The sequence below is a fragment of the Shewanella sp. 4_MG-2023 genome, assembly GCF_030548015.1.
Lineage (GTDB): Bacteria > Pseudomonadota > Gammaproteobacteria > Enterobacterales > Shewanellaceae > Shewanella.
Map to the genome: position 1 here is coordinate 50329 of NZ_JAUORL010000022.1, position 12939 is coordinate 63267.

At 41.5% G+C, this 12939-nt stretch carries 9 protein-coding genes; 3 read left to right on the forward strand and 6 right to left on the reverse strand.

What is annotated here, in order from left to right; all coding sequences use genetic code 11:
• The first annotated feature begins 43 nt into the window (after window positions 1–43).
• The gene (locus Q4546_RS13055) at window positions 44–3274 is read left to right on the forward strand and encodes a DEAD/DEAH box helicase (protein ID WP_102439638.1); all 3231 of its coding nucleotides are present in this window, start codon (window positions 44–46) and stop codon (window positions 3272–3274) included.
• A gap of 57 nt (window positions 3275–3331) precedes the next feature.
• On the opposite strand, the gene Q4546_RS13060 is transcribed toward Q4546_RS13055, so the two are convergent.
• From Q4546_RS13060 to Q4546_RS13085, 6 genes are all read right to left on the reverse strand, one after another.
• Window positions 3332–4549 carry a CDP-glycerol glycerophosphotransferase family protein gene (locus tag Q4546_RS13060; RefSeq protein WP_303446387.1) on the reverse strand — a complete coding sequence of 406 codons (1218 nt, stop codon included), beginning with the start codon at window positions 4547–4549 and terminating at the stop codon, window positions 3332–3334.
• Window positions 4550–4612: 63 nt separating this feature from the next.
• Entirely contained in the window at window positions 4613–5017 is a 405-nt protein-coding gene (gene tagD, locus Q4546_RS13065; protein WP_102439637.1) for a glycerol-3-phosphate cytidylyltransferase, read from the reverse strand.
• Window positions 5018–5071: 54 nt separating this feature from the next.
• Window positions 5072–6466 (reverse strand): sugar phosphate nucleotidyltransferase, encoded by a 1395-nt coding sequence (locus Q4546_RS13070; protein WP_102439636.1) that lies wholly within the window; start codon window positions 6464–6466, stop codon window positions 5072–5074.
• Between the two features lie 8 nt (window positions 6467–6474).
• The gene (locus Q4546_RS13075) at window positions 6475–8403 is read right to left on the reverse strand and encodes a WecB/TagA/CpsF family glycosyltransferase (RefSeq protein WP_303446388.1); all 1929 of its coding nucleotides are present in this window, start codon (window positions 8401–8403) and stop codon (window positions 6475–6477) included.
• Window positions 8404–8620: 217 nt separating this feature from the next.
• Window positions 8621–9679: a glycosyltransferase family A protein gene (locus Q4546_RS13080; RefSeq protein ID WP_102439634.1), complete on the reverse strand. Its 1059-nt coding sequence runs from the start codon at window positions 9677–9679 to the stop codon at window positions 8621–8623.
• A 10-nt stretch (window positions 9680–9689) separates the two neighbouring features.
• Window positions 9690–11015, reverse strand: a complete 1326-nt coding sequence (locus Q4546_RS13085) for an oligosaccharide flippase family protein (RefSeq protein ID WP_102439633.1) — start codon at window positions 11013–11015, stop codon at window positions 9690–9692.
• A 364-nt stretch (window positions 11016–11379) separates the two neighbouring features.
• Here Q4546_RS13085 and Q4546_RS13090 point away from each other — a divergent pair, with 364 nt between their 5' ends.
• Entirely contained in the window at window positions 11380–11769 is a 390-nt protein-coding gene (locus Q4546_RS13090; RefSeq protein ID WP_303446389.1) for a hypothetical protein, read from the forward strand.
• A gap of 471 nt (window positions 11770–12240) precedes the next feature.
• On the forward strand, window positions 12241–12897 hold the full coding sequence (locus Q4546_RS13095; RefSeq protein WP_102439631.1) for an NAD(P)H-dependent oxidoreductase: 657 nt from the start codon (window positions 12241–12243) through the stop codon (window positions 12895–12897).
• The last annotated feature ends 42 nt before the right edge of the window (window positions 12898–12939 follow it).

A 12939-nucleotide genomic window follows, 5' to 3' on the forward strand; every position in this document is an offset into this window, starting at 1 on the left:
TGTTGTGTAGCCATCTTTTGCTACTGCTCGTATGGAATAATGCATGTCTGCCAAATTGTTTAATCTTCCAATAAAAATTACCTTAGAACTTGTTGCTAAGCTATTTTCATCTACTCAACTGCAAAAGGCGCAGAATTATTTGATTGAAGGGCGGGTACTCGACGTTCACGCCAGTCAAGATAACCACAATGTTGAATCCTATGTGGTAGGAACCGCCACCGAGCCTTATCGTCAAGACATCAGCTTGGTCAATGTCAATCATAAAATCGTGATGAAATCTCATTGTACTTGCCCTGTTGCTAGCAATTGTAAGCACGTTGCCGCAGCGTTACTGGCGTTAGTGGATAAAAAGCCAGTTGAAGAGCAGCGTCTTAGCCAATGGATTTTACAATTAGATAAGCAAGATACCCTCACACAGACCGAAGATGATGAAGATAAAGAACGGATAATCTTTGTGTTATCAAGCGATCATCATGGTATTTTTGTTGAGTTTAAACGCAGTAAATTAAACAAAAAACTGCAGTACAACAAAGGCAGTAAAGTTGCGTTAAATGATGTGAAGTATCATCTGCCATGGTGGATTAACGCTGAAGATAGCCAAATCATCAGCTTATTATTATCGTCTTCAAAAAGTGCCTCAAAAATCTATCTTGAAGGTGAAATTTGCGCACTGGCATTAAATAAGATGATCCAACTTGGCAGTTGCTTTTGGGAAGAAAGCCGCACCCCAATTCAGATGACCCGCGCATTAACCCCAGACTTTATTTGGCAAGAAACTGATACCCGTCATACGCAAATCAGTATGACCATGCCTGAGCTTGAAAACTGGGAGTTTATTGCCACCAATCCACCGATGTTTATGGATTTAGACTATCTAAAGATTGGTCATTTGGATACTGACTTAAGCGTTGAAAAATTAAAGCTATTGCAACAAATGCCGCCAGTGCCATTAGATAAAGTCGACGATATCAGCGATAAAATGTTGCGTCACTTTTCCCCTAAAAGTGTCCCTGTACCCAGTGAAATTGAATTTTATGAAATTGAGCAGCCATTAGTCGCAAAGCTGACTTTTACCATGGTGCAATTAAGCGACAGCGCAGTTATGCAGCCGGTATTACAGCTGCAGTTTGGCTATGGCGATATGCTGTTGTCAGGCAAATTAGCTCGCGAAAAAATCACCTTGATTAAGCAAGGTAAAGTGCAGTATCAAATTCATCGTGATCCTGAGCAAGAAGCGCAAGTGGTGCAGATACTACAAAGCTTGCAACTGCAACTTATTGATAACAGCCTGCTGACTTATAATCATGCCAGTAGCTTTTACAGTTTAGGCTTAATGCCTGATATGGTGAATGAGTGGGCCCAGCTCACCACCTTTGGGGTGATGACCTTAGAAGACTTAGGCTATAACGTAGAGTTTGCCCCAGAGTTTGACCTTAATATTGTTGAAGCCGACATTGAAGTTGACCTTGACGATGATGAAGACAGCGGCTGGTTCTCACTGTCACTTAATGCTGATATTGATGGCCAAAGTGTACCTTTATTAAGTTTAGTTGCCCGTTGGCTGCAGCAAAATGGCGAGCCAGATGACGAGCAGGAGCTCATTCTGCCAGGGCCTAATGGCCGCTTTGTGAAGATTAAAGCCAAAACCATTAAACCGCTTATTTCGGTTATCCAAGAGTTATTCCAGCGTGGTGGTGGCGACCAACTAGAAGTCCCTCGCAATCGGGCTGACTTATTGAATGAGTTATCAGAAAGCGATATTCGGTTACTTAATGGTGAGCGCGTTAGACAGTTAGCCAATAAACTTACCGAGTTTAAAGGCATAGAGTCAGCGCCGCTGCCAGAAGGGCTTAATGCCACCTTACGTGACTATCAAAAGCAAGGTTATGACTGGCTGTGTTTCTTAAAAGAATACCAATTAGGCGGTATTCTTGCAGATGATATGGGGCTAGGTAAAACTCTGCAAACGCTCGCTTTTTTACTTAAAGCGAAACAATCAAAGCAACAAAGCAGCGCAGTTAATCCACGGGCATTTAGGCCCAGTTTAATTGTTTGTCCCACCAGTTTAGTGGGCAACTGGTTTAAAGAAGCACAAAAGTTTACCCCAAGTTTAAAAGTGCTGGTGGTACACGGCAGTAAACGTCAGGCATTACTTGAGCAGATTGCAGATTACGATGTGATTGTGACCACTTATCCTTTGATCTTGCGTGATGAATTGTTCTATAGCGAATACAGCTTTGAGCATATTATTTTAGATGAAGCACAGCAGATTAAAAATGCCCAAGCAAAAGTCACTCAAGCGCTTAAAACCTTCAAAGGCCAATTTAGATTATGCTTATCAGGTACGCCACTTGAAAACCATTTAGGCGAGTTAAAATCACTAATGGATTTTTGTTTACCGGGATTATTAGGTCAGCATAATTACTTTAATAAAGAATTTAGAGGCCCGATTGAAAAGCAAGCTGATACTGAAAAATCGGCGATATTGCTCAATCGTATTGCGCCGTTTTTACTGCGCCGCACCAAAAGCGAAGTAATGTCGGAGCTACCAGAAAAAACCATAATCATTCAAACCTTAGAGTTAGAAAAAGATCAGCGTAATTTATATGAAAGTATCCGTTTAGTGATGGAGAAAAAATTACGTGAATTGTTTGCTAAACAAGGTGTATCAAGCAGTCACATTGAGTTTTTAGATGCATTGCTTAAACTACGCCAAGCCTGTTGTGATCCACGCTTAGTGAAGCTAGAGCAAGCGCAGTACGTCAAAGATAACGCCAAACTCACTTGGTTGACTGAAAATGTACCCGAGATGGTTGAAGAGGGCCGTAAAATCCTTATTTTCAGCCAGTTTACCGGTATGTTGGCGCTAATTGAGCAAGAGTTGATTGATTTAGGCATAAGCTATAGCAAGCTTACAGGGCAAACCCGTAACCGTCAGGTTGAAATTGACGCCTTCCAAGAAGGTGAAATTCCGGTGTTTTTGATTAGCCTAAAAGCGGGCGGCACAGGGCTTAATTTAACCGCCGCCGATACCGTGATCCATTTTGACCCATGGTGGAACCCGGCTGCCGAAAAGCAAGCCACAGATAGGGCGCACCGTATCGGTCAGCTCAACCCTGTATTTGTGTATAAACTGATTGCCCAAGGGACGGTAGAAGAAAAAATTCAAGAGATGCAGCAGCACAAACAAAGCCTAGCTGATAGCATTCTTGCAGGCAGCGCTAAAAGCCAGTGGACAGGTAATGCAGATGATTTACTGTCACTGCTTCGCTAGTCGCTAGTCGCTAGTCGCTAGTCGCTAGTCGCTTGTTAGTAAGTCATTGATGGGGTTTTATTTAGCCTTAACAAATTCATCCAAACAATCAAACACATTGATATGTTGATATTGCCAATAGAGCTGAGATAACTCAGCTCTATTTTTTTTATGCTCAGCTTGCTGACTAGCATCGTTTTTATCCAACGACGTAGCAAGGTAAGCCATAAGTTGGCTAAATTCAGTTATCACCCTACCCGCAGCAGGAATAGACGCTGCATAGTCATAGCATTGGCGGCTGTCAGTACTATATTGCTGCTGATCAAATTGATAAAACACAATATCCGCTTGGCTTTGCAGCATATCGATATACAAAGACGAATAATCGGTAATTAATAGATCAACCTCATTAATAATTTCATAGGTATCTTGCCAATCACTGATATTAATAATGTTAGGGTAATTGGATATATCATTGCCAAGTTGGGCTTCATTAGGGTGAAGCCGTAATAAAAATAGCTTCTTATTAGCAACTAAATAAGCCGATAACAACTCAAAATCAAATGCTTGCAAATAAGGATTCGATTGTTTTTCAGCAAGGGCAGAGGCGTCACGCCATGACGGGGCATAAAGAATAATACTGTCAGCGTGATTAATTTGCTTAAGTTCATCAGCTAAGGAATTTGATTCGGGGTAGTGGCTGTAATAATCAGTGCGCGGATTACCGCAATTGAGCATTTGGTTAAGGTTGATGTTAAAGGCGCTGGCAAAAAGGTTGGCCACTAAATCACTGGGGGCAATCATATGATCAGGCTTTACTTTTTGCTGGTGGTATAAACTTGCAGAGTTAAGCTTTTCGCTCAGGCTTTTAGGGTGATAAATCGTTAATAAGGGGCCGTTGTTAATATCATACTCAATACGTTTTAGCGGCGAGCCATGCCATAAATTAACCTTGGTGGCACCTTTAGCAAAATACTGATTAATATCACCAATATAACTAGTATAGAAATAAAACTCAGCGGTTAACGCATGATAAATCCCTTTGGCGCTCCAGCGGTGATACGCCTCATAGCCTTGTTGGTTTAATGCGCTGATAACATCGCCATCGCCACTTATCCAAATCGCGCGGATCGTTTTTGTGCGCTGCCAATGTAAAAACAGGTATTTGCTATTATCGGCAAATTTATTTTTATAACACCCCATCACTGCTTTGCGCGTTCTTGGCGTTAAGCCAGATAAAAAATATACGCTTTGAGTCATGACATATTTGATGCTATTGGCAATAAATTGGCTCATGCAATGTCTCCTTGACTGTAAATTCCTTTTAATACAAAGTTTAGCACTAAACTGCTAATAAGCTTAGGCCGCATTAACAGATTTAACCGCGAGGTTATTTTTAATCTCAGTGGTTGAAATATCGTCGGTACGGGTGAGGTACATGACTTCGCACTGGCTTTTTAAGAAATCAAATTCACCTTGCCAATCATCGCCGATGGCAAAAATATCAACATCAAAACGGCTAACATCAGCTGATTTTTGCTGCCAGTTATGCTCAGGAATGACCTTTGATACATATTTACAAGCCGCCACAATTTCTACCCGTTGCTGGTAGCTAAAGAAAGCTGCCTTGCCTTTTAGGGCATTAAATTCATCGGTAGAAACCCCAACAATCAGTTGATCGCACATTTTGCTTAGGCGCTGAAATAATCTCACATGGCCAAAGTGGAATAAATCAAATGTACCGTATGTAATGATGGTTTTCATAATGAATATCCTTTTTAATCAGTAATTAGCTGCAATCTCTAATTTAAAATCAATTTAGCTTTTAATGATGATGTCAGCTTGTTTGCTGTGAAACTTTTGCTGCAATATGTTTGCTAGGTAAAGTGGCTTTTGCGCTTGGGCAAATTCCATTTCAACCATTTGTATTTCTTCATCAGGGGTGTGCTGGTCAAAGTTCAATTGCACCGGACCATAGACGCCATAAGTGGTGTTGCTGTCATGCAAATGCTTATGTTTACTGGATGCGCCAAATAGGGCTAAATCGCCTTTGGCTGCTAACCAAAGTTGTGGCAGTAGTGAAAAAAACTTGTTGTTAAAATTAAACTTGTGCGCTTTAACGGCTTTATTGTGGTTGTTAATCACGGTTTCAGTCAGCAGTGGTTTATTGGGCTTGATGATCAATGCGCCCACAAATAAGGTCAGTAATAGTGGTGACAGTAAGATATAAAACATCATCATTAGTCCACGCTGCATTAGCGTGTGGTAATTACTGGCGCTTTGGGTCGATGTGGCGATTAAACTTTGATCTTCAATTTTGCTCCAACTGCTGGTTTGTGGGTCTATCATCAAGTCTTGGGAAATGATTTTATTGTTAACCGATAATTGCGGCCCAACATAGGTATTAGGCAAAATAATACTGTTTTGGATCTGGCTATCTTCAATAAAGCAGTATTTTCCCACCACCACCGCATCAGTTAATTGAGCTTTATGAGACACTTTGGTGTATTCACCAATTGCGCCATACACCTCGGCGCTATCTAATTGCGGCAGCTCGCATTGGGCTTCAACCATAAGGCTTTGGTTGCTTGAGCCTGTTTGGTGTTTGCGACCTTTACTGCTAAATATTTTGCTACAAATCACAAATTCAGTGGCTGCCACATAGCCTGATAAGCTGTCTAAATAAAAGCACTGACCATGAAGCACTTGGGCGATACTATCATCATGATCTACCGCTGTGGTTTGCAGTGGCCAGTTAAGCAATTGATTGTGTTTCCAGCCAGCGGGTAGCATCATCATTCCAGGGTTACGCTGCTCCATTGTTGCGTGAACAAATTTGGTGGGTACCATGCTGGAAAATGCCACAAAACGCTCTAGGCAAGGGCTTCTTAATATATCGCCTCGAACCACTAATGCCTGGGTGGTGTTATCGATATGCATTCTGGCAAGCACGCTATTAACTGCTTCTTGTGGCTTACTTAAAAAATACTCAATATTCAAACCCCATTGCTGGCCATTACCAATTTGGGCTTCCAGTTGTTCTGCATCAGCGCAAATCACCATTTTGACTTGGCTTATGCCTGCATCCGCTAAATCTTCTAGGGTGTACTCCACTAGAGGCTTGTTTGCTAGCGGTAATAGCGCTGGGCAATATTGCTGGTTTAGCGGCGCTAATTCATTTCCATTGCGGTTGGCAAATACGATAGCTTGCATAAGGTCTCCTAGTAGGCGCCACGCGCCAAAAGTACAGCTGGAATAGTTTTTAATAACAGTGTGATATCTTCTTTAAGCGATTGTTTGTAGATGTAATCAATGTCCAGTTCTACTTGCTTATCAAAAGGAATATCTGAGCGTCCGCTAACTTGCCAAATGCAGGTGATGCCAGGTTTTACCCCTAATCTGCGACGGTCGCTTAACTGATATTGGCTTACTTCATTAGGTAGTGCAGGTCTTGGGCCAACTAGTGACATATCACCAATTAACACGTTCCAAAGTTGTGGTAACTCATCGATTGAAGCTTTGCGGATAAGTTTTCCTATGGTGGTAATACGCGGATCTTGCTTCATTTTGAAAATGACGCCACCTTGCATTTCATTGTTTTCTTTGATTTTTTCTAACCTTTGCTCGGCATCAATATACATTGAGCGAAACTTCCACATGGTGAATGCTTGGTTATTTTTGCCACTGCGTGTTTGTGAAAAAAAGATCGCCCCTTTCGACTCAATTCGGATACTTAATGCGGTTAACGCAAATAATGGCGCTAATAAAATTAGCAAAATGCTAGCAGCAACAATATCGAATGTGCGTTTTGCAAATTGGCCACATTTGATTTTAAAGAAGTACCAATGACGGTTGTGATTTGAAATAGCTGATAGCGGCTGAGCCTTAGCTTGGCTGGTGGCTGAGGCCAAATTTAGCTGTTGTTTTTGCTTTAACACTCGCGCTAAAAATAGCGGGTTACCCACCACGTAGCGTTTCCACATGCGTTGTGGCTCTTGTGCTAAGCGCCATATCCATTCCATTCCTACTTGTCTGACAGCAATAGGTGCACGAGAAACATTATTGGCGAAGTAATCAAACAGTCCACCAACCCCAACGGCTGCGCCCACCTTTAATTGATATTTATGTTGCTCAATCCAATGTTCTTGCTTTGACGCCCCCATGCCGACGAGTAGTAGCTGCGCCCCTGATTGATTGATTTGCTCAATCACCTCTTGTTGGTTGCTTTCATTTAAATAACCATGATGACAGCCCACTATCTGTAAATCAGGGTACTGCTGTTTAAGGTTGGTTGCCGCCTCTTCAGTGGTGCCAGCAGTTGCCCCCAGGAAAAACAGTTTTATCCCTTGCTCACTGGCGCGTTGACACAGTAACGGCAGCATATCAGTACCATTCACATTGTCTTTAAGGCCGATACCGTGTAGCTGGCAAGCAATACGAATACCGCTACCATCAGCAAAAACTTGCTGGCATTGATTGAGAATATTTTTATAAGAGCTGTCTGTTGAGGCAATGTTCAAGCAGTCTGCATTTACAAAGGCAAAATGTTGGGTTTCATCGCCCACAGAGTGCTGCGCTGCTTTAACCAGTTTTTCAACACTGTCAGCCATTTTATTATTATCAATATTGACCCCAAGTAAGTTGAATTGCTCAGGGTAATTCAGCTCAGTAGAGACAACAATTAAACGGCAAATTAGGCACTTACTTAGGTTAATTAGGTAATGAAATAAGCTGCTAAATTCAGGGGCTGCATTATTGATATGTTCAATCCCCATATTGCGCTGCATTTTTTCAATGGAAAAAACACCAGGGCGGCTATTGGTTGAACTTGGCTCAAACACGCAATACTCAAAGGCACTGCCTAAAAAACCAATATCGCCTTTAATGATCCCCAATAAAAACGGCAGTCTTGAAAAGCGCCCTTGGCTAAATTGATACAGCGCAACTTGGCGATCGTTTACATGAATGTAGATAGCATTAAAAATAGCTTGCTTTGAGCAGGCAAGTATTAAGGTTTTAAACACCATTATTGGTAGCATTAAAACCAGTAATATTATCGCCATAAAGCAATCAAAAGCGCGGACTGACAATAAGGTTGAGTCTGATGCCTGCGACTGGGTTTGAGTGTTTACTGATTGATGAGCGTCCATACCGTACCTCATAAAATGCAATGATTAATCGTTCGATACCTTGTTAAGCACGAACTATTCCATATTTGTTAAGTATCTAATTAATAGTGTGTTATTGTGTTTTTAACTGTTTTTTTCGGTGGTTTTTTAGCAAGGGGCTTGCAATAAAAAGCTGACTTTGCAGAATGCGAATCGCACTGCAAAGCCAGAACAGGGAAGATGAGATAAGAGCTGCGGGTTACAATTTACTTTGTTGCATAAATTCACTTGAAACGCCGTCACGTGAAATACGTAGTTTTTGTAAAATGCCGATAAATTTTTGCCCAACAGCTTCGATAGCGATATAACCCCAAGCAGGTATTATCCACTGCGCATATGCGGCAATCATGGTGGTGACGGTTTTAAAGGTTTCACTTCTTATAATGCTAGGTGATGCTTTCATCGCGCGGTTAAACAGCTTTACAGCAGCGCTGCCATCACCGATTCGAATAGCTTGTCTTGATAAGTACCGTAATTGGAACCCGCGAGCAGACTCTTCATGTTGCTTTAATAATTTAGGAGCAAAACCACGGGCTTTTTCAATCATTTTCTCCCATGAGGCATATTGCTTCTCAAGGTTTGCTGATAAGCCACCATGATTAAGGCGGTAGTAAGTTAATGGCTCTGGTAGCCCTTCAATTTCCCAAGAGGTGGTTGCAGCAATACGTAACCAACATTCAATATCTTCTGATTGGCGGAAGTTCTCATCAAAGTAGCAGCTGTGGCGATTTTTACTGCTTGCTGGCTGAAAGCGTATGTCGTTTAAGGTGCTGCGGCGAATAACCGGCGCTGAGCCATTTCCTACAGGGTTACGGCATAATAAATGGGCAGCATCAATGTCAAAAAGTTTTGGCATTTGATAAAAATCGATAAACTTACCTTGATAATCAATAAAGCTTGAGCGTGAAAAACTTAATCCAACGTTGGGGTTCTTATCTAAATGCACCACATGGCGCTGTAGTTTTTCAGGGTGCCATAAATCATCAGAATCAATAAAGGCCACAAACTCACCTAATGAATGACGGATGCCGGTATTTCTTGCCGCTGCTAAACCTTTGTTGGTTTGATGACGGATGATATGTACTCTTGGATCGCCGATAAATTGTTTACATATTTGCATGCTATTATCATCACCGCGATCATCAACAATCAATAGCTCGAAGTTGTCATAGGTTTGCTTTAATACTGATTCAATAGCCGATTTAACAAACTGTTCAACGTTATAAACTGGCATTACTACTGAGATTCTAGGAGACATAATGTTTTCCTTAACTGTTTGTAACAGTTGGTTGATTAAATGAGATACGGCTGCTGTACCAGCAAAGCCAAGGCATAATAATTAAGTAAGTCACCATCACACTCAGTGCGACTGTGCTTAAGCTGAACTGACTTGCAACACTGATCACCAGGGTTAACAAAGCGGTGATAGCTAAATTGAGTTTGAAATTTAAACGGCTATGGCCGTGGGCAAGTAATAACTGACTGGCGGCTTCTGCCATTGGGCGAACAAGGCCGCTTAAACATAAGAAGATGAACACTGAAATGGCATCGGTTGTTAACCATTGCTCACCGTATACAAATGGCACGTAAAGGGGCGCAAGTGTTGTTTGTAAGATGATGATAGGGGCGGTAATCGCGCTAATGGCCATCACACTGTGACGAAACTTCTGCTTAGCAACTTGTTGGCTATTTGCTACATTGCTCGCGATTTTATCGTCGCTACAAAGGTGCGAGTAAAACGCGGTACCAAAGCTTTGAACTAGCCCTAAACTGATCCCCAAGCTGACGTTGTAAGCAAAGAAGTAAACACCCAGAGCCTCAACCCCCATGAAGTAACCAATGACCAGATAATCAATGCTTTGTCTTAGGGTGTTAATCAAATCGCTTGAGCTCACTGGAATGCTAAAGCTAAGGATTGATTTAACATTTTTAACGGATGCTTTTTGGGTAAAAGTCGGTAACGGATTGCCATTTTTATGCAGGTAAATCCAGACCAATACCATCACCACTTTAGGGATAATAATGGCCCACAAGCCAAAGCCGCTCAGTGCAAGTATTGCAGTTAAGATGCCATCGCCCACGGTTTGCCAAAGGTTGGCGCTAGCCACTTTACGCATATTGTTGTTACGTAAGTTCACCGTGGCGTACAACATGCCAAATGGCAGTAATAAATAACTACTGGCAACAAACAAGATAGGCAGAACAAGTTGGCTGTCTTGGTAGTAATAAGCCAGTGGTAAGCTGATTAAACTCATTAGTGCAAAGGCAATAAGGCAGGCGCCGAAGTTAATCACATTGGCGCTGGCTAAGTTGTCTTTAAACTCGGTATCATTCATGCGAATAAGTGCTGCTGAAGTAATGCGGCGAGTTGGAGTACAAATTAATTCAAATAGGGTTAAGGTAATGGCCACTTGACCGAAGATTTCTGGTGTCAGTAATCTCGCGGTTATCACGCTAGCTGCTAATCTCACAATACGGCCACTAAACTGAGCACTCGCCAACCACATTAGGTTTTTACCCAATGTACGAATGCCTTGATTCAGCATTTGATTGACGGTCGTTTTAGGACCTAGTGAGTTAGTGGTTGTTTGCATTATTTGTACCCTTGATCTTGTTAGCTAATTTGATCTTGTTTGCAAATTCAAATTAGGACTAGCTGACTACATACAAGGGGAGTTACACTTATCGTGCCAACTTTTATATGTATGTTTTAATTGGGTTTTATTATTTTACGGGGTAAGTGCTGCTGAGGTGTTTTAGCAAATTGAGATAGGGCCGTTGCAGTTTGCAATACTTTAACTGAGAGCATCAAAGCGCTTTTCATTGGTTTGCTTTGATGTATGGCGTTAACCCGTTTAGGATTGATTTAGCTATTCACTTTAGCTATTCACTCTAGCTAATAGTGGTGCCAGCGTGTATTGGCAAGTGAGTGAAAGGCAAAACTAACAGGATGGACAAATGAACAAATCGACCTCTTTATTGATGAGCATGGGTTTGCTGCCAGCGAGCTTAACCTTGTTAGCTGGATTAACTTTATCAGGCTGTAGCCAAGATGTGCCAAAGCAGCAAACTGAGCAATCGACTATGCAATCAAGTGCGCAATCAACTGCGCAATCAAGTGCGCAATCAACTGCAGCAGTTGAAAGTAGCTTGTGTACTCAAGCTTGGTTTAAGCAAGTAGATCAACAACTGATTTCAGGCGATGGTCAAGGTCATGGGCCTGACTTAGGCTCAGATGAATGGCAGTCGGTGATTGAATTTAAGTTAGGTGTAAGGGGCGACACTGATGTGCCAAATCGACACTCTAAGGCTTGGTGCGCGTATGTGCAGCAGAAGTTATCTCAGTAACCAGCTGCCATTATCTATGTGAGTGTTATCCATTTTTATCAGCTCTTATCAAGGGCTGACTTCTGCGTCACTTTAGCGGTTAGCGCTTAAAGAGGGGTGATAGCTGTGCATGCTATGGGGTTTAATCATCTATTACCAAAAAATTGTTGATAATGTAACAACTATTAGCCCCTTTAAGCATAGGGACCTAGCGACTATTATCAACGTTCTTATGTCGTTAGGAAGTTATTTTAATTCTGTTTGCTATGGCGGGGTTAAATAAGCTTATAACCATATAAAGTGCTTAATTAATAATAGTTTTTTACATAAAAAGTTAAAAGTAACTTATTAAATAAGCATTTGTTTTGAGTTTATTTAGCTTAGCTAAGCAAAGTAATGATTTTATTGAATACTTTATAACTTATGGCATTCGGCAGTTGCATTTCCCGTGGATGAAAGCCGGGAATATTAATGAAAGTGGAGACAGTAAATATGACACATCCAATTATTGAAGACTTAAACAATCGCTATACAGCAAAGCGTTATGATCCTTCAAAGCGTGTTTCAAAAGAAGATTTAGCGGTGATCTGTGAGGCGATGCGACTTTCAGCATCTTCAATTAATTCACAGCCTTGGAAGTTTATTGTGCTTGAAAGTGATGCAGCAAAACAAAGAATGCACGACACTTTCGCCAATAAATATCAGTTCAATCAGCCCCATGCTAAAGCTTGTTCTCATATTATTTTATTTGCCCATAACCCTCACTATACCCGTGACGATTATGCCAAAGTGGTTGATAAGGGCATTGAAGATGGTCGCACAAAACCTGAAAATCGCGAGCAAGCTTTTGGTGGTTACTCTTTTGCTGAATTAAATACCGATGCACAGGGCAATAACGAGGCGTGGACACGCTCTCAAGCTTATCTTGCACTGGGTAACACCTTGCATACTTTAGCCCGTTTAGGTATCGACTCGACCACAATGGAAGGGGTTGATAGTAAACTTATCGGTGATATTTTTGCCGAAGAATTAGATGGTTATGAATGCTATGTTGGTTTAGCTATCGGTTACCATCATAGTGATGAAGATTACAATGCCAGCTTACCTAAGTCGCGTCTTGCATTTGATCAAGTGATAAAAATTATTTAATGGCGTAAGCCATAGCCGCTGTGATGACAGTGTTTTGTTACC

What these genes read in the sequence shown, in the direction of transcription:
- Q4546_RS13055 (WP_102439638.1), top strand. Translation starts at nt 44, where the DNA reads ATGTCTGCCAAATTGTTTAATCTTCCAATAAAAATTACCTTAGAACTT.
- Q4546_RS13060 (WP_303446387.1), bottom strand. Translation starts at nt 4,549, where the DNA reads ATGAGCCAATTTATTGCCAATAGCATCAAATATGTCATGACTCAAAGC.
- tagD (WP_102439637.1), bottom strand. Translation starts at nt 5,017, where the DNA reads ATGAAAACCATCATTACATACGGTACATTTGATTTATTCCACTTTGGC.
- Q4546_RS13070 (WP_102439636.1), bottom strand. Translation starts at nt 6,466, where the DNA reads ATGCAAGCTATCGTATTTGCCAACCGCAATGGAAATGAATTAGCGCCG.
- Q4546_RS13075 (WP_303446388.1), bottom strand. Translation starts at nt 8,403, where the DNA reads ATGGACGCTCATCAATCAGTAAACACTCAAACCCAGTCGCAGGCATCA.
- Q4546_RS13080 (WP_102439634.1), bottom strand. Translation starts at nt 9,679, where the DNA reads ATGTCTCCTAGAATCTCAGTAGTAATGCCAGTTTATAACGTTGAACAG.
- Q4546_RS13085 (WP_102439633.1), bottom strand. Translation starts at nt 11,015, where the DNA reads ATGCAAACAACCACTAACTCACTAGGTCCTAAAACGACCGTCAATCAA.
- Q4546_RS13090 (WP_303446389.1), top strand. Translation starts at nt 11,380, where the DNA reads ATGAACAAATCGACCTCTTTATTGATGAGCATGGGTTTGCTGCCAGCG.
- Q4546_RS13095 (WP_102439631.1), top strand. Translation starts at nt 12,241, where the DNA reads ATGACACATCCAATTATTGAAGACTTAAACAATCGCTATACAGCAAAG.